Annotated in this window: 22 protein-coding genes, 2 tRNA genes and 1 other RNA gene; 8 read left to right on the top strand and 17 right to left on the bottom strand. The window is 72.0% G+C overall.

Annotation, left to right across the window (positions count from 1 at the left end):
- Positions 1 to 27: 27 nt before the first annotated feature.
- The 4 genes from QFW81_RS12540 to QFW81_RS12525 all read left to right on the top strand — a co-directional run bounded on the left by QFW81_RS12540 (position 28) and on the right by QFW81_RS12525 (position 4,485).
- On the top strand, positions 28 to 954 hold the full coding sequence (locus QFW81_RS12540; protein WP_280579437.1) for an AAA family ATPase: 927 nt from the start codon (positions 28 to 30) through the stop codon (positions 952 to 954).
- A gap of 111 nt (positions 955 to 1,065) precedes the next feature.
- Positions 1,066 to 2,043 (top strand): DUF58 domain-containing protein, encoded by a 978-nt coding sequence (locus QFW81_RS12535; RefSeq protein ID WP_425604036.1) that lies wholly within the window; start codon positions 1,066 to 1,068, stop codon positions 2,041 to 2,043.
- Positions 2,030 to 4,003 carry a transglutaminase TgpA family protein gene (locus QFW81_RS12530; RefSeq protein WP_280579187.1) on the top strand — a complete coding sequence of 658 codons (1,974 nt, stop codon included), beginning with the start codon at positions 2,030 to 2,032 and terminating at the stop codon, positions 4,001 to 4,003. Before QFW81_RS12535 ends, QFW81_RS12530 begins: the two co-directional genes overlap by 14 nt.
- Positions 4,000 to 4,485: a Slp family lipoprotein gene (locus QFW81_RS12525; protein ID WP_280579185.1), complete on the top strand. Its 486-nt coding sequence runs from the start codon at positions 4,000 to 4,002 to the stop codon at positions 4,483 to 4,485. The genes QFW81_RS12530 and QFW81_RS12525 overlap by 4 nt, the downstream gene beginning before the upstream one ends.
- Positions 4,486 to 4,623: 138 nt before the next feature.
- On the opposite strand, the gene QFW81_RS12520 is transcribed toward QFW81_RS12525, so the two are convergent.
- The 4 genes from QFW81_RS12520 to dnaX all read right to left on the bottom strand — a co-directional run bounded on the left by QFW81_RS12520 (position 4,624) and on the right by dnaX (position 7,925).
- The gene (locus QFW81_RS12520) at positions 4,624 to 4,974 is read right to left on the bottom strand and encodes a histidine triad nucleotide-binding protein (RefSeq protein WP_280579183.1); all 351 of its coding nucleotides are present in this window, start codon (positions 4,972 to 4,974) and stop codon (positions 4,624 to 4,626) included.
- A gap of 136 nt (positions 4,975 to 5,110) precedes the next feature.
- On the bottom strand, positions 5,111 to 5,704 hold the full coding sequence (recR, locus tag QFW81_RS12515) for a recombination mediator RecR (RefSeq protein WP_280579181.1): 594 nt from the start codon (positions 5,702 to 5,704) through the stop codon (positions 5,111 to 5,113).
- Positions 5,705 to 5,795: 91 nt separating this feature from the next.
- Positions 5,796 to 6,116, bottom strand: a complete 321-nt coding sequence (locus tag QFW81_RS12510) for a YbaB/EbfC family nucleoid-associated protein (protein WP_280579180.1) — start codon at positions 6,114 to 6,116, stop codon at positions 5,796 to 5,798.
- 6 nt (positions 6,117 to 6,122) lie between these two features.
- A complete protein-coding gene (gene dnaX / locus QFW81_RS12505; protein ID WP_280579178.1) occupies positions 6,123 to 7,925 on the bottom strand; it encodes a DNA polymerase III subunit gamma/tau in 1,803 nt (600 codons plus the stop codon).
- Positions 7,926 to 8,087: 162 nt separating this feature from the next.
- Here dnaX and QFW81_RS12500 point away from each other — a divergent pair.
- Positions 8,088 to 8,180 (top strand) — tRNA-Ser (locus QFW81_RS12500).
- Positions 8,181 to 8,233: 53 nt separating this feature from the next.
- An RNA gene (gene ffs, locus QFW81_RS12495) (signal recognition particle sRNA small type) lies at positions 8,234 to 8,330 on the top strand.
- A 119-nt stretch (positions 8,331 to 8,449) separates the two neighbouring features.
- Here ffs and QFW81_RS12490 read toward each other — a convergent pair.
- From QFW81_RS12490 to QFW81_RS12450, 9 genes are all read right to left on the bottom strand, one after another.
- Positions 8,450 to 9,010: a hypothetical protein gene (locus QFW81_RS12490; RefSeq protein ID WP_280579177.1), complete on the bottom strand. Its 561-nt coding sequence runs from the start codon at positions 9,008 to 9,010 to the stop codon at positions 8,450 to 8,452.
- A gap of 31 nt (positions 9,011 to 9,041) precedes the next feature.
- Complete coding sequence (locus tag QFW81_RS12485; protein WP_280579176.1) at positions 9,042 to 10,049, bottom strand: Vgb family protein; 1,008 nt, start codon at positions 10,047 to 10,049, stop codon at positions 9,042 to 9,044.
- A 96-nt stretch (positions 10,050 to 10,145) separates the two neighbouring features.
- Entirely contained in the window at positions 10,146 to 10,622 is a 477-nt protein-coding gene (locus tag QFW81_RS12480) for a molybdenum cofactor biosynthesis protein MoaE (RefSeq protein WP_280579175.1), read from the bottom strand.
- On the bottom strand, positions 10,619 to 10,864 hold the full coding sequence (locus QFW81_RS12475; protein ID WP_280579435.1) for a MoaD/ThiS family protein: 246 nt from the start codon (positions 10,862 to 10,864) through the stop codon (positions 10,619 to 10,621). The genes QFW81_RS12480 and QFW81_RS12475 overlap by 4 nt, the downstream gene beginning before the upstream one ends.
- Entirely contained in the window at positions 10,861 to 11,349 is a 489-nt protein-coding gene (moaC, locus tag QFW81_RS12470) for a cyclic pyranopterin monophosphate synthase MoaC (RefSeq protein ID WP_280579174.1), read from the bottom strand. Before moaC ends, QFW81_RS12475 begins: the two co-directional genes overlap by 4 nt.
- On the bottom strand, positions 11,346 to 11,732 hold the full coding sequence (locus tag QFW81_RS12465) for a nuclear transport factor 2 family protein (RefSeq protein WP_280579172.1): 387 nt from the start codon (positions 11,730 to 11,732) through the stop codon (positions 11,346 to 11,348). Before QFW81_RS12465 ends, moaC begins: the two co-directional genes overlap by 4 nt.
- Before the next feature lie 10 nt (positions 11,733 to 11,742).
- Positions 11,743 to 12,765 carry a GTP 3',8-cyclase MoaA gene (gene moaA / locus QFW81_RS12460; RefSeq protein ID WP_280579171.1) on the bottom strand — a complete coding sequence of 341 codons (1,023 nt, stop codon included), beginning with the start codon at positions 12,763 to 12,765 and terminating at the stop codon, positions 11,743 to 11,745.
- A complete protein-coding gene (locus QFW81_RS12455; RefSeq protein WP_280579170.1) occupies positions 12,762 to 13,520 on the bottom strand; it encodes an MBL fold metallo-hydrolase in 759 nt (252 codons plus the stop codon). Before QFW81_RS12455 ends, moaA begins: the two co-directional genes overlap by 4 nt.
- A gap of 62 nt (positions 13,521 to 13,582) precedes the next feature.
- Positions 13,583 to 14,341: a 3-deoxy-D-manno-octulosonic acid kinase gene (locus tag QFW81_RS12450; protein WP_280579169.1), complete on the bottom strand. Its 759-nt coding sequence runs from the start codon at positions 14,339 to 14,341 to the stop codon at positions 13,583 to 13,585.
- Between the two features lie 19 nt (positions 14,342 to 14,360).
- Here QFW81_RS12450 and QFW81_RS12445 point away from each other — a divergent pair, with 19 nt between their 5' ends.
- Complete coding sequence (locus QFW81_RS12445; protein ID WP_280579167.1) at positions 14,361 to 15,413, top strand: glycosyltransferase family 9 protein; 1,053 nt, start codon at positions 14,361 to 14,363, stop codon at positions 15,411 to 15,413.
- 30 nt (positions 15,414 to 15,443) lie between these two features.
- On the opposite strand, the gene QFW81_RS12440 is transcribed toward QFW81_RS12445, so the two are convergent.
- Positions 15,444 to 15,851 (bottom strand): DUF6165 family protein, encoded by a 408-nt coding sequence (locus QFW81_RS12440; RefSeq protein ID WP_280579166.1) that lies wholly within the window; start codon positions 15,849 to 15,851, stop codon positions 15,444 to 15,446.
- A 123-nt stretch (positions 15,852 to 15,974) separates the two neighbouring features.
- Here QFW81_RS12440 and QFW81_RS12435 point away from each other — a divergent pair.
- Positions 15,975 to 16,065: transfer RNA gene (locus QFW81_RS12435), tRNA-Ser, on the top strand.
- Positions 16,066 to 16,325: 260 nt separating this feature from the next.
- On the opposite strand, the gene QFW81_RS12430 is transcribed toward QFW81_RS12435, so the two are convergent.
- From QFW81_RS12430 to QFW81_RS12420, 3 genes are all read right to left on the bottom strand, one after another.
- Positions 16,326 to 17,753: a PQQ-dependent sugar dehydrogenase gene (locus QFW81_RS12430; protein WP_280579165.1), complete on the bottom strand. Its 1,428-nt coding sequence runs from the start codon at positions 17,751 to 17,753 to the stop codon at positions 16,326 to 16,328.
- On the bottom strand, positions 17,750 to 18,175 hold the full coding sequence (locus QFW81_RS12425) for a DUF2231 domain-containing protein (protein ID WP_280579164.1): 426 nt from the start codon (positions 18,173 to 18,175) through the stop codon (positions 17,750 to 17,752). The genes QFW81_RS12430 and QFW81_RS12425 overlap by 4 nt, the downstream gene beginning before the upstream one ends.
- Before the next feature lie 521 nt (positions 18,176 to 18,696).
- Positions 18,697 to 21,135 (bottom strand): glycoside hydrolase family 9 protein, encoded by a 2,439-nt coding sequence (locus QFW81_RS12420; protein WP_280579162.1) that lies wholly within the window; start codon positions 21,133 to 21,135, stop codon positions 18,697 to 18,699.
- Positions 21,136 to 21,232: the final 97 nt, after the last annotated feature.

Below are 21,232 nucleotides of genomic sequence, written 5' to 3'. Positions count from 1 at the left end.
GTGTCCGTCGCCACCCAGGAACCGGCCATGCTAACCGAGCGGGATCAAGACGCGTTGACAGTCGCCCAGGCGCAGGTGAACCGCCTGGTGCTGGGCAAGGCGCACGAGGTGCGGCTGGCGTTCGTCGCCCTGCTCTCGGATGGCCACCTGCTGATCGAGGACCTGCCCGGACTGGGCAAGACGACCCTGGCGCATGCGCTGGCCGCGACGCTCGGGCTCGGCTTCCAGCGCGTGCAGTTCACGTCCGACCTGCTGCCGACGGACATCGTCGGCGTCTCGATCTTCGACGCGCAGGCGCGCCGTTTCGAGTTCCATCCCGGGCCGGTGTTCGCCAACGTGCTGCTGGCCGACGAGATCAACCGCGCGCCCCCACGCACCCAGAGCGCGCTGCTCGAGGCGATGGCCGAACACCAGGTCACCGTCGACGGCACCACCCACCGCCTGCCCGAGCCGTTCTTCGTGATCGCCACGCAGAATCCGGTCGACCTCTCCGGCACCTATCCGCTCCCCGATTCGCAACTCGACCGGTTCCTGCTGCGCCTGACCCTGGGCTATCCGCACGAAGACGCCGAGCGCGCCCTGCTCGCCGGACAGGACCGGCGCGAACTGATCGCCCAGGCGATGCCCGCGCTGGGCACGGACGACGTGCAGCGGCTTCGGCGCGCCGTGGCCGGGATCCACGCCGGGGAGCCGCTGGTGTCGTACGTGCAGGCGCTGCTCGGCCGCAGCCGGCACGCACCCGGCGTGCGCGTGGGGCTCTCGCCGCGCGCCGGCATCGCGCTGCTGCGGGCATCGCGCGCCTACGCCATGCTGCAGGGCCGCGACCACGTGCTGCCAGACGACGTGCAGGCGCTGTTCGCGCCGGTCGCTGCGCATCGTCTCGTGCCCGAAAGTGATGCGGGGGACGGCGGCGCGCTCGCCGACGCGATCCTGCGTGCAGTGCCCGTCGATTAAGCCGGCGATGCGGCCACGTCCCGAAGCGATGTCCATGACCGCCGACGTGCACGCGGGCGATCCGGCGGCGGCAGGCACGCCGCATCCGCCAGTGGCGTCAGCGCTCGCGCGATGACCGGAGTGGCCGGTGTGCGACGACGCGCGGACGCGCGCTTCGAGCGCTGGGTGCGGCGACGCTCACCCGCGTCGCTCCCGGTGCGGTTCGACCGCCACCGCATCTATGTGCTGCCCACCGCGTTCGGGATGTTCTTCGCCGTGCTGCTGCTCACCATGGGTATTGGCGCGCTGAACTACAACAACAACCCGGCCCTGCTGCTGTGCCTGATGCTGGCGGGGGCCGCGGTGGCCAGCCTGCTCCAGTCGCAGCTGCAGCTCGGCGGCCTGGAAGTGCACGCCGTCGGCGCCGAGCCCGTTCCTGCAGGCATGCCGCTGCACCTGCGCGTGCACGTGCGCGCCGAACCCGGGCGCGCCCGGCGCGGGCTGCGGGTGGAATGCGCGGGCGCAGCGACGACCCTGTCGCTGCAGGACGGCGCCGGAGAGGCGGTGCTGGTGGTGCCCACCGCACGTCGCGGCTGGATGGATCCCGGCCGCATCCGCCTGTCCACGACGCGGCCCCTCGGGCTCGCACGCGCCTGGGCCTATGCCTGGGCCGATGCGCCGCTGCTGGTGTATCCGGCGCCCGAAGTCGCGGGCCCACCGCTGCCGCAGGGCATCGGCGAGAGCCCGCAATCGCGCCTGCATCCGGCCGGCGACGACGTTCACCACCTGCGCGACTGGCGCCGCGGGGACAGCCGGCGCGCGGTCGCCTGGAAGGCCTCGGCGCGACGCGATGCGCTGCTGGTGCGCGAGTTCGAGCAGCCGCTCGGGGCGGCGATCGTACTCGACTGGCGTGCGCTCGCCGGCCTGCGCCATGAGGACCGCATCCGGCGGCTGGCACGGTGGGTCGACGAGGCCGAACGCGAGTCGCGTCGCTACAGCCTGTGGTTGCCGGGCCAGCCGGCGATCGGCCCGGGCGCCGGGAGCGTGCATCGCCACGCCTGCCTGCGCGCACTGGCGCTGCTGCCGGGGACCGGCGATGGCACGCGCTGATTCGCCGCGGCTCTCCGCTGCGAGCCGCGCATGGACGCTGGCCGCGGGCGCGGCGTGCCTGCTGCCGCTGCTGCCGCAGTTGCCGCCCGCCATCGCGGCGACGGCCGTGGCCACCGGGCTGGCGGTGACCGCGCTGTCGCGACGTCGGCCGCTGCCCAACTGGGTGCGCGTGGTGCTGGCCCTCGCGCTGGTCGGCGGCGTGCTGGGGAGCTACCGCTTCGCGCTGGGCCGCGACGTGGCCTGCGCGCTGCTGGCCGTGATGCTGGCCCTGAAGCCGGGCGAGCTGGCCAGCCTGCGCGACGCCCGCAGCCTGATCGGCTTCGCCCTGTTCGCACCGTTCTCCACCTTCCTGCTCGACCAGGGGCCGCTGTCGCTGCTGCTCGGGCTGGCCGGCGCCAGCTGCGCCCTGGTCGCCCTGCTGCAACTGTCGGCGCAGGAATCGGGCGATCGTGCCGCCTCCACGCCGTGGCAGCGGATCGCCACCGTCGCGCGGCTGGTCGCGATCGGACTGCCGCTGGCGCTGGTCGCGTTCTGGCTGTTCCCGCGGATCGCATCGCCGCTGTGGGGGGTGCCCGACCGGATCCTGTCGCGCCCCGGTCTGTCGGACGAGATGGCGCCCGGCGAATGGCTGGACATGATGAACGACGAACGTCCCGCCCTGCGCGTCACCTTCCTGGGCGCCGCGCCGCCGACGTCGCAGATGTACTGGCGCGGCCCGGTCCTGATGGATTACGACGGCCGCACGTGGCGGCGCGCGCCCGCGATGGACGGGCGCCCCGTGCCGGATACGAGCGCAGGACCGACCGTCTGGGACTACCGGATGGACGTGGAACCCACCGAGCGCCGCACGCTGGTCGCGCTTGAGCTCACGAGCGTCGTTCCTCCAGGTACGCGCCAGAACTGGGACTACACCCTCCACAGCGACCGGCCGCTCACATCGGTCACCCGATGGCGCATGGCGGCGGTCGCACCACGAGGCTTCGAACCGCAACTGGCGCCGGAGGTGCGCACACGTGCGCTCGCGCTGCCGGCAGGCTTCAACCCGCGCACGCTGGCCCTGGCCCGCCAGTGGCGACGCGAGCACGGACAGGACGGCGACGTGGCCATCGTCGAGCGCGCCCTGCAGATGGTGCGCGACGAATTCGGCTACACCCTGTCCACGCCCTTGCCGGGGCGTCACGCGGCCGACGAATTCCTGTTCGACTGGAAGCGCGGGTTCTGCGAACACTTCAGCTCCGCGTTCGTGGTGCTGATGCGCGCCGCCGGCATCCCCTCGCGGGTGGTGACGGGCTACGCGGGCGGGCGACGCAATCCGATCGGCGATTACTGGATCGTGCGCAACGAGGACGCGCATGCCTGGGCCGAGGTCTGGCTGCAGGGGCGCGGATGGGTGCGGGTGGATCCGACGGCGGCGGTCGCGCCGGAACGCATCTACGACACCATCGACGATCGCGCAGGCAGTGGGTTCGGTGCGTTGCCGGGCATGACCCCGATGCTCGACCTCGGCGACTGGCTGCGGCGCGGCTGGAACGATCTGGTGCTCGGGTTCGACGCCGCTCGGCAGCTCGCGATGCTGCGCCCCCTCGGGCTGGAAGGCACGGGCGCACGCGGCCTGGTCGCACTGTTCGCCGCCTGCGCCGGCCTGGCGCTGGCATGGATGCTGTGGCTGACCTCGCGTGCACAGCGCAGCGGCGATCCGGTGCTGCGTGCCTGGCACCGCCTAGGCCGGCGATACGCGCGCCTGGGGCTCGCACGCCAGGCGCACGAGCCGGCGCTGGCCTGGGCGGCGCGGGTGGCCGCTGCGCGACCTCACGACGGGCAAGCCCTGCGCGCGTTGAGTGCGCGTTTCGCACGATGGCGCTACGCTCCGGGTTCCAGCGCGGGCGATCCGCGCCGCCTGATCCGGGACCTGCGCAGGCACCGCCCCGCACGCCCCAACCGACCGGACACATCGCCATGAACGCCCGTGCCATCGCTTCCATCGCCGCCGGCCTGCTGCTGACCGCCTGCGCCTCGCAGCCCAGGCCGCTGCAGGGGACATTCGTGGAAACACCGCCGCACGCGGTGCTGGAGTCCGACGCCAGCGGAACCCCGGTGCGCTGGGGCGGGCGCATCGTGCAGGTGGAGCCGCGCGCGGACGAGACCTGCTTCGAGATGATCTCCACCCGCCTGACCGCCACCGGCCGGCCATACTGGGCGAGCGACGACAGCAACGGCCGCTTCATCGCCTGCCGCACCGGCTTCTACGACCCGGCGGTGTTCGAGATCAATCGCGAAGTGACCTTCACCGGGCGCATCGACGGCTACGAGACGCGCCGCATCGGCGAGTACGACTACCGCTTTCCGCGCATCGATGCCGACGTGGTCTACCTGTGGCCGCGCCGCGAAGCGGCCAACGTGATCACGCGTCCCGAACCATGGCCGTGGTGGGGCTGGTGGTGAGCGCTGGCTCGGCGCCGGCCAGGCGCTGAGCCGTACGTAGAGCATCGACGCGACGCCTTGCGTTTATCGACGCGACGCCTTGCGTTTTCTGTGGCGCGCGTGGAACCGGTTCGCGTCGCGCATGCGGCGTCCCGACGGTCAGCCGGCCGCCACGCCGAAGCGTCCGAGCGGCGCGCCGGCAAGCAGGTGCAGGTGCAGCTGGAACACGGTCTGGCCGCCATCGCCGTTGCAGTTCACGACGATGCGGTAGCCGTCCTCGCCGAAGCCCTGTTCGCGCGCATAACGCGCCGCGGCGACCGCCAGGCGCCCGACGACCTCGGGGCGGTCCGCGGGCACGTCGTTGAGGGTGGCGTAGGTGTCCTTCGGCACGAAGAGTACGTGTACCGGCGCCTGCGGCGCGATGTCGCGGAAGGCGATGACGTGCTCGTCCTCGAACACGATGTCGGCGGGGATTTCGCGGCGGATGATCTTGTGGAAGATGGTCGGCATGAGGTGCTTTCCCTGGTGCGTGCCGAGAGCATACCGCCCCCACCGATCGCGAACCGGCGTATCGCGCGGATGACGGGCCTGCGTCACCGGGCGGGGGGCGTGGCCGGCCCATCCCACCACGCGCCGCACCCGGCCCTCACATCATTTCGCTGCGCGACCCGAAGGCGTGCGAGAGCGTGCCGCGGTCGACGTACTCGAGTTCGCCGCCGAGCGGCACCCCGTGGGCGAGCCGGCTCGGGCGCGTCCCGTGTTGCCGCGCGAGCTGGGCGAGGTATTGCGCCGTCGCTTCGCCCTCCACGGTGGGATTGGTGGCGATGATCAATTCCTGCACCTCCCCCTCGCCGAGCCGCTCGGCCAGGCGGTCGAGGCCGATCTCGCGCGGTCCGATGCCGTCGAGCGGACTGAGCCTGCCCTGCAGCACGTAGTACAGCCCACGAAAGCCGGTGGCCTGCTCGATCGCGAGGCGATCGGCGGGCGATTCGACCACGCACAGCTGGTGTGCGTCGCGCGCCGCACTGGCGCAGGTGGCGCAGACCTCGGTCTCGCTGAAATCGCGGCAGCGCGCGCAGTGGCCCACGCGCTCGACCGCGTCCGCCAGCGCCGTCGCCAGGCGCCGGCCGCCCTCGCGTTCGCGTTCGAGCACGTGGTAGGCCATTCGCTGCGCGGTCTTCTGGCCGACGCCGGGCAGGATCCGGAAGGCCTCGATCAGTTGTTCGAGCAGCGATGACATCGGCGGCAGATTCCTGCGCGGGTGAAGACGGTCCGGAGGGCGACGCGGGCGCGACGAGCGGCAACGGCTCGCCGAGCGTCAGGCACGGCCCTCAGAACGGCAGCTTCACCCCCGGCGGCAGCGGCATGCCCGCCGTGGCACCGGCCATCTTCTCGCGGGAGGCGGCGTCGATCCTGTTGGAGGCGTCGTTGAACGCCGCCGCGATCAGGTCCTCGGCCATTTCGGGATCGGCCAGCACGCTCGGATCGATCCGCACCTTGCGGCACTCCTTGGTGCCCGACAGGGTCACGTTCACCATACCGCCGCCGGCGGTGCCGGTGACCTCGAGCGCGGCGATCTCCTCCTGCACCCGCTGCATGTTCTCCTGCATCTTCTGCGCCTGCTGCATCAGCTGGCCAATGTTTCCACGCATGGTCGTCTAGCCCTCGTCGTAGGGTCGGATGGAATCGGGAACCAGTCGGGCGCCCTGCTGCTGCATCAGCCGCTGCACCTGCGGGTCGGCCAGGAACGCCTGCTCGGCCGCGGCCTGCCGTGCGTCGCGCTGCCGTGCGTTGCGTGCATGCAGGGTCTCGCCTGCGGACGCGACCGCATCCTCGAAGCGGATCTGCGGCTCGGCGCCGAGCGTCGGTGCCAGCGCCTGCGCCAGCTGGGACACCAGGAATGGCGCCTTGAGGTGATCGTCCGCGGCGGGCAGCGATAGCCGGAGGATGCCCTCGCGCCAACTCACGAATGCGGCGTGCGCGGCGAGTTCGCGCACCGGTCCGCGCAGGGCGAGACCCCCGACCAGATCCAGCCACCCGCCCGCATCGAGCGATGCGCCGAGTGTGGATGCTGGCGCGGCGGGCGCCGCCGGGAATCCGGTCGCGCCGGTCTCCGGCATCGCGGCAGCCACGACAGGCGCAGGGGCCGCGTCCGGCGCCGGTACGCGTCGCGGCGCCGGCAGGTCGGCGGGCGGAGCGGGCGACCGGCGTTCGGGCGCGCTCGCCTGTATGGGCGCGGCAGCGCGCGAAGGCCCGGCCATATCCGCGTCCAGGGCCGCGCGCGCGGCGGCGGCGGCCGAGCCGCGCCCGGCGGACGACGGGGCCCTTGCTGTCGAAGGTTCGGGCCCACCGGCCTGCCCCGCCCCTTCCACCGGCCGGAACGCCAGCATGCGCAGCAGGCTCATCTCGAAGCCGGCGCGGGGGCTCGGCGCCAGCGGCAGGTCGCGGCGCCCGCCCAGCGCCATCTGGTACCAGAGTTGCACCAGTTCCGGGCGCAGCGCGGCGGCCAGCGGCGCGATGTCCAGGGCGTCGTCCGCCTCGGCGATGCCCGGCACCAGCTGCCGCAGCTGGATCCGGTGCAGGGCCGCGGCCATCGCGTCGAGCACGCCCGACCAGTCGGGCGAGACCTCCGCGAGCGCGTCGATCTCCGCCATCAGCCGCGCCCCGTCGCCTGCGGCGAGTGCCTCGAGCAGCGCACCGATGCGGGTGCGGTCGACGGTACCCAGCATCCGCGCCACCGCCTCGTCCGCCAGGGTGCCCGCGCCGGCGGCCGCGCCGGTGTAGGCGATCGCCTGGTCGAGCAGCGACAGGCCGTCGCGCAGGCTGCCGTCGGCGGCCCTGGCCAGCTGCGTGATCGCGCCGGGTTCGGCGGCGATCCCTTCGGCCCCGAGGATCTTCGTGATCTGGCCGCCGATCTGGGCCTCGTCCAGGCGCTTGAGGTTGAACTGCAGGCAGCGCGACAGCACCGTGACCAGGAGTTTCTCCGGGTCGGTGGTCGCGAACAGGAACTTCACGTGCCCTGGCGGTTCCTCCAGCGTCTTGAGCAGCGCGTTGAACGCCGGCTTGGACAGCATGTGGACTTCGTCGATCAGGTAGACCTTGTAGCGGCCGCGCGAGGGCATGTACTGCGCGTTGTCGATCAGGTCGCGGACGTTGTCGACGCCGGTGTTGGACGCGGCGTCGATCTCCAGCAGGTCGATGTAGCGGCCGGCGTCGATCGCCTGGCAGGTCTCGCAGACCCCGCAGGGATCGGCGCCGGTACCCTGCTCGCAGTTCAGGCTCTTGGCGAAGATGCGCGCGATGGTGGTCTTGCCTACCCCGCGGGTGCCGGTGAACAGGTAGGCGTGGTGCACGCGGCCGGAATCGAGCGCGTTGGACAGCGCCCGGACCACGTGTTCCTGGCCCACCAGCTCGGCGAACCGCTTGGGGCGCCACTTGCGGGCGAGAACGAGATACGACATGGGTCCATTGTGCCGCGCCGCGCCCGGTTTTGCCCGCCCTGCCCGCAGCCGCCACGGTGCTCCGCCGTGCCCCGGCCCGGTCGCGTTCGGTTGTGGTACAGGCCGCCCGCCGCTAGACTTTGCGCCCCTGCGTGCGGCCGGACGCCGCCTGCCGGGACCTGTGGAGAGGTGTCCGAGTGGTTGAAGGAGCACGCCTGGAAAGTGTGTAAGCGTCTAAACCGCGCTTCGGGGGTTCGAATCCCCCTCTCTCCGCCAGATACGTGAAACGCCCCGAAAGGGGCGTTTCTCTGCAAGTTTCCATGGTGGCCCCGTCGGCCCCTCGCGACGCTAGATCGAAAACTCCGCCAGGGCCGGAAGGCAGCAACGGTATCGATCGACGCGGGTGCCGAGGCAAGCTGGCGGGGCCATCGCCATGTCGGACCGCCGCGACTGACTGGTCGGTCCGGTGGCGACCGCGCGGCTCGGCAGCAGCGGACCCGACGCACAGCGTGAAAGTGCCCGGATGGGCGGGTTTGCGCACTGGCTCACTCCCCGCCCTGTCGCGCTCCCGAGGCCAGTTCCACCCTCGGCTTGCCGTCCTGCTGGCTGAACACGAACGCATACGACAGGCGCAGCGCGACCGGCGTGTCGATCGCATCCGGTTCTGCGCAGGCATCCGCCACGGCGCGGCCGTCGGACGTGCGGCAGACCAGGGCCGGGTCGTACGTCCACAGGCGCACCGCCTGCTCGACCGCGTCGGCGAAGCGCGCCACGTGCGGTCCATCCGCGCCGGCACAGGCCTCGTCGCGGCGGGGGGACACGGCACCGACACGCCCGTCGGCGCCGATGTCGACCGCCACGCAGGTCTCGGCCGGCGCCAGGCGCAAGGCGAGCAGGTCGGGCGGATACGCCGGCAGCGCCGACTCCAGCAACTGCGGGAACACGAAGGCCTGGCTTGGATCGAGCTGGATGCGCGCGGCGCCGGAGGGCGGAGGCACGAGTGCGGCTTCCACGTTCGCCACCGGCGCGGGGCGATCGATCGGCGGCGGCGTCCGGCAGCCGGTCGTGCCGGCGGCGGCGAGGCACACCATCAGGCAGATACGCATGCGTGTCTCCATCCTTGGGGAGCGGGTCAGCCTACTCGGGCACGATGCCCAGCGCATCGGGCTGGCGGCCTGTGGTCCAGTAGTCCAGCACGCGCCAGTCGGTCGCATCGACCACCGCGATGCGGTCGGCGCCGCTGATCGCGACATAGACCCGCGGCCGCGCCGGATCGGCGATCACGCCGATGGGCATCGGTCCCTGGCCGAGCATGCTCTGGCCGGACTCCGCGCCCTCCGGACGCAACGCGACCGTGGCGACCTGGCGATGGCTGGCGGCGTCGAACACGCCCAGGGTGCCGGCCCTGGCGTTGGTCACCAGCGCATGGCGGCCGTCGGGCGTGAACACCACGCGGATCGGGAACCCGGGGCTGGACAGCGTGGCGAGCGTGGCGAGGGTGTCGGGATCGTGCACGGTCACCGTGTCGTCATCGCGGTTGGTCACCCAGAGGCGGCCGTCGGCCGCCACCTCGATGCCCTCCGCGCCCTTCCCCGCCGGCACCTCACCGGTCTTCCGTCCCTGTGCGAGGTCGATCCGCGACACGGTGCCGGACGCGATCTTGCTCACGTAGGCGACCGCGCCATCGCGCGAGAGCGCCACCATGTGGCCGACGCCGTCGCCGACGTCGATCGCCTGCTCCACCCGGCCGGCGTCGAGGTCCACCCGCAGCAATGCGTGGCTGTGTTCGGTGGTCACCAGCGCGTCGCCATCGGGCAGCAGCCGGATGCCGTGCGGGCGCCCGTGTTCGCCCAGGTCGATCGACCGCGGCCCGGTCCCGGCCTGGAGCGCCAGCACGGTCAGCGAACGGCCGGGCTGCTGCTGGCCGTAATCGGTCACGACCGCATGGCGCCCATCGGCGGACACGGCGATCTCGTGCGGCCCGGCGCCGGTGGGCATCTCGCCGAGGCGGCGACCGTCTTCCAGCGACAGCCGCCACACGGAGTCGTCGCTCTTGTTACCGACCAGCAGCGTGCCCTGGGCGGAGGCGGCCGCGCAGGACAGCATGAGGACGAGTCCGGACAGCACGGGAGCGAATCGGGTCATGGTGATCTCCTTTGCGGCGTGCCCGCGCGTGCGGGATACGCGAGACGCCCGGGTGCGCCAGCAGGCTGCTTGGGCTTGTCGCCCGTGGCGACGGTGTCAGCGGCCGGGAGCGGTGGGATCGGCGGGGCGCGGATGCAGCCAGTCGGCATCGCCGTCGGCATAGCGCTCGTGCTTCCAGATCGGCACGTGCGCCTTCACCTCGTCGATGATCCAGCGGCAGGCGTCGAAGGCCGCGTCCCGGTGCGCGGCGCTGACGCCGACCCAGACCGCGAGCTCGCCGATCGCCAGTTCGCCCACGCGATGCACGCAGCAGGCGTCGATCGCGCCGAAGCGGTCCAGCGCAGCGCGCACGATGCGCCGGCCTTCCGCCTCGGCCAGTTCGACGTAGGCGTCGTAGCGCAGGCCGAGCACCGCACGCCCGTCGTTGTGGTCGCGCACCCAGCCCTCGAACGCGGCGAACGCGCCGGCGCGCTCGTGCAGCAAGGGTGCACGCAGCGGGGCGATGTCGAACGGCTGCGGCGCGATCGCGAACAGTCGCGCGTCGCCCTCGCCCGATGCCGGCGCGCCGCTCATCCGCCCGACACCGGCGGAATGAACGCGATCTCGGCGCCGTCGCGCGGCGCGGCGTCCCAGCCGGCGAAGGCGCCATCGACCGCGACCCGCATGCGCTCGCGCGGCAATGCGAAACCGTGGCGGACGCGCACCTGCTCGTACAGGCCGGCGCAGTCGGCCGCGTCGGTGTCGAGGGTTTCCGAGCCCGTGCCCGCGGCGTCGCGCAGGCTGGCGAAGTACAGCAGCGTGACCCGCGCCATCAGCCGATCTTCCCGATGTCGCGCTTGCCGCCGCGCTTGCCCACCAGCTTCGCCGGGCCGAGCACGATCGCGTGCGACAGTGCCTTGCACATGTCGTAGATGGTCAGCGCGGCGATGGTGGCGCCGGTCAATGCCTCCATCTCCACGCCGGTGCGATGCACGGTCTTGACCAGGCATTCGATGCGCAACTCGCGCTCGCCCTGCCAGTCGATGGCAATGCGCACGCCGTCGATCGGCAGCGGATGGCAGAACGGGATCAGTTCGTGCGTGCGCTTGACCGCCATCGTGCCGGCGATCACCGCGGTCTCGACGATCCCGCCCTTGGCGCTGCGCAGTCCGGAGGCGCGCAGCTGCGCCGCGACCGCCGCGGGAAACCGCACCCGGCACTCGGCGAGGGCCTGGCGCGGACCCACCGCCTTGCCCGACACGTCGACCATCGCCGGGCGCCCGGCGGCATCGAGGTGGGTGAGCGTCTTCGCGGGCGTCATGGGTCCATGGTACCGATGCCGGTGTCCGGCGTCCCCTGGTGGAAGACCATCCGCCAGCCGCCGTCGGCGCTGCGCCGCCACCAGGAGCTGCGCAGCGAATGGCGTTCGTCCGCGCCCTGCGTCCGCGTGGCCCGATAGGTGACACAGACCACATCGTCCGTCACCGGGCGCGTCCGCATCGACCGGGCCGAGAACGCGACACCACGCTCGTCCGGCACGCGAGCCAACGCCCCCCGTTTGCCGAAGACCGCGCCCGAGGCACCGATCTCCATGAACTCCTCCGCCAGCAGCGCGTCGACGCGCTCCCGATCTGCACGCACGACCGGATCGAGCAGGGCGCGCTCCAGCGCTTCGACCTGCCGGCATTCCGCTTCCGTCAGCACGTGACCACGCTCATCCGCCGATCAGGAACATCTCGACGTGCCGGCGCGAGGCCTGCGCACTACCCCGCACCTCGCTGTAACGGTCGGACCGGGCGCGCCACAGGTCGGCCAGACGTTCGGCGGCGGCCAGTTCGCCCAGGGCGAGCGCGGGCCGCAGGTCGACGCCCTCGCCCGAGAACAGGCAGGTATAGAGCCGGCCGTCGGCCGACACCCGGGCGCGATGGCAATCGCCGCAGAACGGCGCGGTGACCGAACTGACGAACCCGACCTCACCGCCGCCGTCGACGAAGGCATGCCGCTCGGCCACCTCGCCCCGGTACTGCGCGTCGAGTGCGCGCAGCGGCCAGCGCGCATGGACCCGCGCGCGCAGTTCGGCCGACGGCACCACGCGCTCGCGCTGCCAGCCGTTGCAGGTGCCCACGTCCATGTACTCGATGAAGCGCACCACGTGGCCGCTGCCGCGGAAGCGCTCGACCAGTGCGAGCGTCTGGTCGTCGTTGACGCCGCGCTGCACGACGCAGTTGATCTTGAGCGCATCGAAACCGACGGCTTCGGCGGCGGCGATTCCCGCCAGCACGTCGGCCACCTCGCCGCGGCCTCCGGACAGCGTCCGGAACAGCGCCGGGTCGAGCGCATCCAGGCTCACGGTCAGCCGGCGCAGCCCCGCCTCGCGCAGTGCACGCGCGTGCGGCGCGAGCAGGGCGCCGTTGGTGGTCATGGCCAGGTCGTCGATGCCGTCGATGCGCGCCAGCCGCGCCACCAGTGCCGGCAGCCCCTTGCGCAGCAGCGGCTCGCCGCCGGTGATGCGCAGCTTGGACACGCCCAGGCGCGCCGCGCCCCGCACCAGCGCCTCGATCTCGTCGAACGACAGACGCCCGGCCGCGTCCAGCCCGTAGTCGTCGGGAACCCGGTCGGCCGGCATGCAGTAGCCGCAGCGGAAGTTGCAGGCCTCGATGACAGACAGGCGCAGGTCGCGCAGCGGCCGGCCGAGCCGGTCCAGCGGCGAGAGCACCGGGTCCGGCTGCGCACTCACGCGACGCCCGCCTGTTCCGTGCGCGGCAGTGGCAGTGCGAACGCCTCGCCCGGCCGCGCCACCCGGTGCCCGCGCGCGGTCAGCGCATCGCCATCCGCGGCCGAGGCGTAGTGGTACAGCACGCAGCGCGCCAGCAGTTCCGGCGGATACTCGCGTTCGAGATCGTCGATGCCGCTGTGCGAGGGGTTCCCGTGCAGGCCGCAGTCGTGCGCGACCAGTTCGCCGGCATCGGCCCGCTGGCGCAGCTGTTCGGGAATCGGCCGGGTATCGCCAGTGAACACCAGGCTGCCGCGCAGGCGCAGGCCGAAGGCGGTGTCCGGCCAGTGGTGGCGCACCGGGAACACCTCCAGGCGCACGCCGTCGTGCCAGAACGCGTCGCCCACCGGCACCACCCGGAACGCGTCCCAGAAGTTCGCCCCGCCTTCGGCCAGCACGTTCGGATAGTCGCCCACCCGCCGGTGCAGCAGCGGCACGACGGCAGCCGGCACATAGAGCGGCATCCGTCCGCGACGCGCGGGATCGAAATACTCGGAGACGAACAGGCGCTCCAGCCCGCCGACGTGGTCGAGATGGGTATGGGTGATGAACAGTGCGCGCGGCGGCGCGCCGTAGTGCGCCAGGCAGGCGGTCAGACCTTCGCTGCCGCAGTCGATGGTGAGCCAGGGCGCGCCGTCGCGCTCGATCGTGGCCATCGGCGACCCCAGTTCGGTGGCCGAGGCATTGCCGACGCCGTGGAAACGCAGCGCCCACGTCATCGCGGCGCCCGCACGGCGGCGGCCTCCGGGAGGGACGACAGGCGTGCACGCGCGGCCACGGCCTAGTTGCCCTTCGCCCAGCGCGCGTCGTAGGCCGCGCGCAGCCGGCCGAAGCCGGCCTCCACCGCCTCGCGCCGCGCGTCGCCGGCCACCTTGTGCAGTGAACGCAGCAGCCGCTGCAGGTTGCGTTCGCGCCAGGCGGTGGCGGGAATGTGCAGGCGGCTGCGGTCGAAATCGATCATCCAGCCCTTGCCGGCCGGGTCGAACAGCACGTTGTGGGCGTTGAGGTCGGCGTGGTCGAGGCCTTCCCGGTGGAAGCGTGCGACCAGGCGCCCGCTCGCCTCCCAGGGCGCCTCCTCCGGCTCGGCCTCCACCAGCGAAGCCAGCGAGCGCACGCCCTCCAGCCGCTCGACGATGATCCACGCCCGGTAGCTGACGCGCCCGCGCAGGTAGCAGGCCGCCACCGGCTGCGGCACCGGGCACTTGCGCCGCAGCAGCTCGCGCAGCAGCCGGAACTCGGCGAAGCTGCGGGTGTGGTTGGCGCCGCGCCACAGGTAGCGTTCGCGGCTGAACTTCGCGGCCAGTCCACCGCGCAGATACTGGCGCAGCACCAGCGCCCCGTGGCTGGCGTCGATGAACCAGGCGCCGCCGCGCCCGCTGCCGCCGACCTGCTGCGCGCGCGATCCCCATCCGTGTGGATCGAACCAGCGCGGGTCGACTTGCCGCAGCTGCGTCATGTCGAACAGAATCGCGCCATACTCCCCGCTGCCACGATCGTCGTGGAAGGGCGTCAGGCTTTCAGTGGCGTCGAACGCGGCCATCCAGCGAGTCTAACAAGCCGTGACGCCCGTTCCCGCAGCGCCCCGTTCGATCTGCCTGCTGCGCCTGTCGGCGCTGGGCGACGTGACCCATGTGCTGCCCCTCGTGCACACGCTGCGCGCCGCCTGGCCGGAGGTCGCGCTGACCTGGGTGATCGGGAAGGGCGAACGGCGGCTGCTGGACGGACTGCCCGGGGTGGAGTTCCTGGTCTACGACAAGGCCAGCGGCCTGTCCGGCATGCGCGCCCTGCGCCGCGAGCTGGAGGGTCGCCGCTTCGACGCGCTGCTGCAGATGCAGGTGGCCGCGCGCGCGAACCTGCTGTCGGCCTTCGTGCCGGCGCGGCGCCGGATCGGCTACGACCGCGCGCGCTCGAAGGACCTGCACGGCCTGTTCGTCAACGAACGCATTCCCCACCGCCCCGGCATCCACGTGCTCGACGCCATCGGCAGCTTCAGCGAACCGCTGGGACTGCGCCAGGACACGGTGCGCTGGGACCTGCCGGTGCCCGACGACGCGCGCGCCTGGGCCCGGGCGCAGTGGCCCGACGACGGCGCGCCGACACTGCTGGTCTCGCCATGCTCCAGCCACGTGCGCCGCAACTGGTTCCCCGACCGCCATGCCGCGCTGGCCGACCACGCCGCGGGCCAGGGCTGGCGGGTCGTGCTGTGCGGTGGGCGCAGCGCGCTCGAGCGAGAGACCGCCGACGCCATCCTCGCGGCGATGCGCGCACCGGCGCTCGACCTCGTCGGCAAGGACACGCTCCAGCAGCTGCCCGCCCTGCTCGAACGCGCGGCGCTCGTGGTCACCCCGGATTCGGGCCCGATGCACATCGCCAACGCGATGGGCACGAAAGTGCTGGGCCTGCACGCGGCCAGCAACCCGGCCCGCAGCGGGCCCTATTCGGACCGCCGCTACTGCGTCGACCGCTACGACGACGCGGCCCGCCGCCATCTGCGCAGGCCGGCGGTCGAGCTCGCCTGGGGGACCAAGATCGAGTTCGACGGGGTAATGGACCTGGTGACCGTCGACGACGCGATCGCCGCGTTCGAGCGCTACCGCGCCGACCACGGCTGAGCCGACGCGGGCGCCCCACGCGCGCGTCTTTCAGGCGCCGGAGCCGGCGCCGTAGTCCTGGTAGGACTTTTCCTCGACGTAGGACGAACCCAGCGCGAGGTTGATGTCCTTCTTGATCCGGGCGCGGGTGTCGTTCTCGAAGTACACGGCGCGCGCCAGGCGCACGAAGTCCTCGTCGAAGGCCTGCGCCTTCTCCTTGAGCCGGATGTCGTCCTCGATCACCCACAGCCGCTCGTTGACCGCCTTCAGGTCGGCGCGCAGGCGGGCGATGTCGTGGCCGGCGGCCGGATGCGCCATCCAGGTGCGCTCCAGCGCGTCGAGTTCGTTGCGGACATTGGCCAGCTTGGCCTCGTCGGTCATGCGCTCGGACTTGATCTGCAGGATCGCGATCTTGTCGAGCAGCTCGCCGAACGACACGGGCACGGAGATCTCGGACATCGGGGCCTTCCGCCGGAAACAGGGCCGCACAGTCTAGCCCGCGCCTTGTTTGGGGGCACCCCGCCCCGTATGATTGCGCCCCCGGCGTTCAGCGCCGGGACCGCGCGACACCCGCGAATTCACGGGGAGGTGGCAGAGCGGTTGAATGTACCTGACTCGAAATCAGGCAGGCGTTTATAGCGCCTCGGGGGTTCGAATCCCCCCCTCCCCGCCAGTGTCAGCGAACGGCCCCCATCGGGGGCTTTTTGCTGTCCGCCGCCTGCAGGCCGCGCGCGACTCGCGACATCCCGGCGCGCAATCACATCCTGCGGCAGCCATGCCATCCGCTGGCCACCCCCGGGCGCCGCAGGGAGTTGCCGGTTCCTGCCAGCGCATGTGCGGCGGTCGCGTTTCGCAATCGCGTTCCCGCGCGTGTCGGGAGGACGCCCCTGACCGCTCCCGGCGTCGCCTTCCCGCCGACCGGCCGCTGCTTGCCTACCGCTGCGTGGACGGCGGTGGCGCAGGCGGCGGTGGCGTCTGCCCGGGGTCGCCGGCAGCCGCCGGAGGCGCCTCTCCGGCGGCGGGCACAGCCGGATCCGCAGGCGCGGGCGTCGCGGGCGTCGCGGGCGCCGCGCCCACCCGGCTCACCCGCCAGACCGTGTTCGACAGGTCATCGGCCACGATCAGCGCGCCGCGCGGGTCCACCGTCACGCCCACCGGGCGACCGCGGGTGGTGCCGTCCTCGTCGCGAAAACCGGTGACGAAGTCGATCGGATCGCCCGCGGGCCGGCCGTTGCGGAACGGAACGAACACGACCTTGTAGCCCACCGGCTCGGAGCGGTTCCAGCTGCCGTGCATGCCGACGAATGCACCATCGGCGAACTGCGGGCCCATCACCTGGCTGGAGAAGTCCACGCCCAGGGCGGCCACGTGCGCCCCCAGGCTGTAGTCGGGCGTGATCGAGGCCGCCACCTTCTCCGGGTTCTCCGGCTTCACCCGGGTGTCCACGTGCTGGCCCCAGTACGCCCAGGGCCAACCGTAGAAACCGCCCTCGCGCACCGAGGTGAGGTAGTCGGGCACCAGGTCGGGCCCGATCTCGTCGCGCTCGTTCACCACCGCCCACAGCTGGCCGCTGCCCGGCTGGATCGCCAGCGCGGTGGGGTTGCGCAGGCCGGTGGCGTAGGGACGATGCAGGCCGCTTTGCGCGTCGATCTCCCAGACCATGGCGCGGTCCTGCTCGGCCATCATGCCGCGCTCGGTGATGTTGCTGTTCGAACCGATCCCCACGTACAGGAAGCGGCCGTCGGCGCTGGCCGTCATCGCCTTGGTCCAGTGGTGGTTGATCTCCGACGGCAGCTCGGTGAGCGTCTCGGGCGTGGCGGCGCGCGCCTGGGTCTGGCCGGGCTGGTAGTCGAAGCGCACCACCGCGTCCTGGTTGGCGACGTAGAGATCGTTGCCGATCAGGGCCAGGCCATAGGGCGCGTCGAGGTTCTCGGCGAACACCGTCTGCACCTCGTAATCGCCGTCGCCATCGGCGTCGCGCAGCAGGGTCAGGCGGTTGCCGCTCTCGACCTGGGTGGTGCCCGCAGCCTTGATCGGCCCGGCGATCACGTCCTTGGGCTTGAGCGGCGGCGCATTGCCGCCGCGTCCCTCGGCGACCAGGATGTCGCCATTGGGCAGGACCAGGGTCTGGCGCGGGATCAGCAGATCGATGGCGATGGCGCGCACCTCGAAGCCGTCCGGCACGGTGGGCAGGCGATCCCCCCAACCGGCGGGATCGGCGATCTTCATCGCCGGCAGCAGGCCGCGACGCGGCTCGGGCAACTCCGGCTGGGCGCCGTACTGCGGCGACGCGGGCTCGGGATTGCAGCCACCCAGGACGACGGCCAGGACAAGTGCGGCGGGCAGGGCGAGGCGCTTCATGACAGTGCTCCCGGCCGCACGGCGCGGCAAGCGAACCAGATGGCCACGACCATCAGCACGACCACCACCACCGACAGCACCAGGCTGGCGGGCATGGCATCCCATGCATCGCGGGCGTGGGTCAGCGCGGCGAGCAGCGCGGCGATCCAGGCGGCCAGCACCAGGGCTGCGTGCAGCAGGCTGTCGCGGGTGCGCCGCGACGGCGCCAGCCCGAACAGCGCGCAGGCGAACGCGGCTGTCGACACCACCAGGCCGCCGACGTTCAGCCAGGCCGCGAAATTGATCCACTGGATCTGGTAGCTGCGCGCATAGGCGATGTCGGCGGACAGTGCGCCGAGGAACAGCGCGAGCGCGCCGCCGAGCAGCAGCAGGTGGACGGGATGGAAGACGTGAGCGCGCGGGCGCTCGATGATCGCTGTCATGGATGCTTCTCCGGGACGGCACCTGGCGCGATGCCCTGATCGGCCCCCGAGGCTAGACCAGCCCGGTTGACGGGAATGTGCACGCATCTGGGCCCGGATCGGGATGCTCCACCCGTGTGGCATGCATCCAGGGCGCGGGCGGATGCGTGGCATGCGGCGCGTGCGTCGCGCCGGGATGTGACGCGTCACCCGCGCGCGGACTGCCCGGTTCCGTCACTTCCGGCCCGCAGGAGTGCGCACTGCATCGCGGTTCGGCCGGGCACGCTTCCTGCTTGTCATCCGGGTGGCCCGCGGGGACAGGCGGGCGAAACGGCACCCATCGACATGCGCGTATCCGACTTCCACTTCCGCAAGCTGGGCGAGCACGCCGGCATCGCGCTGCTGCGCGCGGCCCTGCTGCTGGCCGTGGCGTTCGCGCTGATGGACTCCATCCGAGGCTGAGCGCCCCGTCGCCGGAGCATCTCCGGNGCCGCCATCGCCCACCCGCGGCCATCCGGCCGCGGGCGGTCGCTGGGAGCGCCCTATTGCCGCGACAGCAGGTCCTGCGCGGCGTGCACCAGGTAGATGTAGCTGGCGCCGAGGTTGATCACGTACTCGTTCTGGCCCCAGAAGAACGGCCAGTCCTCCTTGTTCTCCGGGAAGTCGGGCTTGAGCACCAGCACGCCGGGGACGATGCCGCCGGCGATGAAGCTGAAATCCGCCCGGTTCATGCCGTAGGCGACCTGCTTGGACTTCGCGCCGACGGCCGAGACGAACGAGATGTTCGAATCGGGATGGGTGCCGTAGAGGTAGTTCAGCCCCTGCAGCGTCGGCTCGATGTCGAACAGGTCCGGATACGCCCGGTGCAGGCGGTAGTTGGTGGTCGCCATGCCGATCACCGCGCCGTTGCCGGCCCAGCCGCCGCGGGTGATCAGCACCCCGTACGGGTTCTCGGCGACCATCTGCGCGCGTTCGGCCTTGAACGCTTCGGCCCGTGCGCGCATCCGCGCCTGGAAGTCCGGGGCCATCCGCTCCAGCACCGGCAGCACCACCGCGGCATTGAAGCCGAAGCGCGCGTCGATCGTCGGCCAGAGTTCTGCGATTCGCGCGGCGTACGCCGGCTCGCCGGTGGTGAGGAGCAGCTGCGCGGCCGCCCGCAGTTCCTCGTCCTGCGGATCGCCGCCGGTGGTGTTGCCGACCCGGAACAGGTTGGGCTCGCGCGAATGCTCGAACGCCCACACCTTCTTCGCCGTGGCCAGGCACTCCTCGGCCAGCGCGTCGTTGTGGCCGCGCAGCGCGCGGCTGGCCGCCGCCAGCGCCGCCGCCGAGCCGTAGTTGAGTGCGGTGGTGTTGGTGGTGAAGGCGAGGCGGTCGTCGTTGGGTGACTCGGGGTCGTTCGGATCGTCGACCTTGCCGTCGGTCTTGCTGACCGCGTCGCCCAGGTGGGTGTACTGGCCGAGGTCGGGTTCCACGATGCCCGGAATGGCATGCCCGAACACCCGATGCTGGGCGATCAGCGCCAGGGTGCCGTGCTCGATCTGCTGTACCAGGTCGGGCACGCCGTCGGGGCGATGGAGCTCCACGTGCTGCTTCTTCTGGTCGATCGTGGTCTCGTCGCGCTCCGGGCGGAACTGTTCCCAGGTCTCCACCAGCGACATCACGGTGGCGTAGTGGGTCTGGGTGCGGATGTCGAAGTCGCCGGCATCGAACCAGCCGCCGTAGTTCAGCCCCGGGATGTGCTCGCCGGGCTGGAACGGCGAATCCAGGTCCGGGCCCTGCCCGAACAGGTCGAAGTGCTCCTTGCCCGGCTCGACCTGGCGCGCATCATCCATGTGCGAGCGGCCGTGCCAGACGCGGTAGGCCTCGTTGACGAACATGTGGTCCATCTGCACCGGGAAGAACACGTCCAGGGTCGGGTGCCAGGCGGTGGCGTAGGCGTCGTCGGCGATGCGGAAGGCATTGCTGCGCTGGCCGGCCGCCTCGATCACGTACAGGCCGGGTTCGCGCACGTCGGAGAAGTCGAAGGTGTAGTACTCGTAGCGCAGGTACCGGCCCCAGTGCGCCGCCTGCGCCGCGTGCGCCTGCTGTTCGCGCCCGTCCGCGCCGATGCGCAGCAGCCGGGTGCGGCCCGGGGCGGCGGCGTTGCGGTCGGCTTCCAGCACCGCGACCTTGCGCTGCGCCGGGTGGTAACCGACCTGGGAATGCCCGATCACCGTCCCGCGCGTCCAGCCGGGGACGGTGTTGCCCTCCAGCGTCCACTCCAGCACGGTGCCGGTGCGCCCGGCCGGCAGCAGGCTTCGGACCACGTACCAGCCGTTCTGCGCCTGGTTGCGGCCGTCGAACAGGCCCAGCTCGCCCTCGCGCGCACGGATGGTCACGCGGCGCTGCGGATCCTCCGGCGCCAGGGTCAGGCTGGGCCCGCGCGCCATCGGCAGGCGGACCGGCTTGCCCTGCGCATCGCGGGTGGTGGGGCCGGCCGGGTACAGCGGCAGCTGGCCGCTGCCCTGCCCGGTCGCCCAGCTCTTGCCCCAGTAGGCCGAGGGCAGGAATTCGAGGTTGAACCCGGCCTGGCCCTCGAGCGCCGCCGGCAACGGCTGGTCGAACACCACTTCGATCTTCACGCCCTCGCCCGCGGGCGAGACGCGGATGTCGTATTCGAACCCGTGCGCGGCGTAGCCCAGCCGCGTGGTCACGGTGCTGGTCGCGCGATCGACCTTGCGGTCGACCATCAATGCGACCGGGTCCCACTGCTCCGGGGTGGGACTCAGGCGGACGTCGCCGTTGGTCGCGGTGCGCACGCCGTGGTGGATCAGTTCGACCCCGGCATGCTTGGAATCGCTGAACAGGCCGTCGTAGTAGTTGCTGAAGGCCAGCACGTCGAGGCCGCGCTTGTGGAAGTACTCCAGTTCGTTGAGCTCCGGCGGGGCGGACCAGGCGGCCAGCGGCGAAGCAAGCGCGGCGGCGAGGACGGACGCGAGCACGCGGCGCGGCGCCCTCGTGACGAGACGGCGGTTCGGATCTGTCATGGGGTTCCCCCGGAATGGAATGTTAACGCTAACATCCGCGGCGCGCCGTGAC

The organism is Luteimonas kalidii (assembly GCF_029887935.1).
Lineage (GTDB): Bacteria > Pseudomonadota > Gammaproteobacteria > Xanthomonadales > Xanthomonadaceae > Luteimonas > Luteimonas kalidii.
Note: the sequence above shows the minus strand (reverse complement) of the source record. Positions and strands in the feature narration are given on the sequence as shown.

Bases quoted from the DNA above. Each gene is read 5' to 3' on its own strand.
- QFW81_RS12540 (WP_280579437.1), top strand. From the start codon at position 28: ATGCTAACCGAGCGGGATCAAGACGCGTTGACAGTCGCCCAGGCGCAG.
- QFW81_RS12535 (WP_425604036.1), top strand. From the start codon at position 1,066: ATGACCGGAGTGGCCGGTGTGCGACGACGCGCGGACGCGCGCTTCGAG.
- QFW81_RS12530 (WP_280579187.1), top strand. From the start codon at position 2,030: ATGGCACGCGCTGATTCGCCGCGGCTCTCCGCTGCGAGCCGCGCATGG.
- QFW81_RS12525 (WP_280579185.1), top strand. From the start codon at position 4,000: ATGAACGCCCGTGCCATCGCTTCCATCGCCGCCGGCCTGCTGCTGACC.
- QFW81_RS12520 (WP_280579183.1), bottom strand. From the start codon at position 4,974: ATGCCGACCATCTTCCACAAGATCATCCGCCGCGAAATCCCCGCCGAC.
- recR (WP_280579181.1), bottom strand. From the start codon at position 5,704: ATGTCATCGCTGCTCGAACAACTGATCGAGGCCTTCCGGATCCTGCCC.
- QFW81_RS12510 (WP_280579180.1), bottom strand. From the start codon at position 6,116: ATGCGTGGAAACATTGGCCAGCTGATGCAGCAGGCGCAGAAGATGCAG.
- dnaX (WP_280579178.1), bottom strand. From the start codon at position 7,925: ATGTCGTATCTCGTTCTCGCCCGCAAGTGGCGCCCCAAGCGGTTCGCC.
- QFW81_RS12490 (WP_280579177.1), bottom strand. From the start codon at position 9,010: ATGCGTATCTGCCTGATGGTGTGCCTCGCCGCCGCCGGCACGACCGGC.
- QFW81_RS12485 (WP_280579176.1), bottom strand. From the start codon at position 10,049: ATGACCCGATTCGCTCCCGTGCTGTCCGGACTCGTCCTCATGCTGTCC.
- QFW81_RS12480 (WP_280579175.1), bottom strand. From the start codon at position 10,622: ATGAGCGGCGCGCCGGCATCGGGCGAGGGCGACGCGCGACTGTTCGCG.
- moaC (WP_280579174.1), bottom strand. From the start codon at position 11,349: ATGACGCCCGCGAAGACGCTCACCCACCTCGATGCCGCCGGGCGCCCG.
- QFW81_RS12455 (WP_280579170.1), bottom strand. From the start codon at position 13,520: ATGACGTGGGCGCTGCGTTTCCACGGCGTCGGCAATGCCTCGGCCACC.
- QFW81_RS12450 (WP_280579169.1), bottom strand. From the start codon at position 14,341: ATGGCCGCGTTCGACGCCACTGAAAGCCTGACGCCCTTCCACGACGAT.
- QFW81_RS12440 (WP_280579166.1), bottom strand. From the start codon at position 15,851: ATGTCCGAGATCTCCGTGCCCGTGTCGTTCGGCGAGCTGCTCGACAAG.
- QFW81_RS12430 (WP_280579165.1), bottom strand. From the start codon at position 17,753: ATGAAGCGCCTCGCCCTGCCCGCCGCACTTGTCCTGGCCGTCGTCCTG.
- QFW81_RS12425 (WP_280579164.1), bottom strand. From the start codon at position 18,175: ATGACAGCGATCATCGAGCGCCCGCGCGCTCACGTCTTCCATCCCGTC.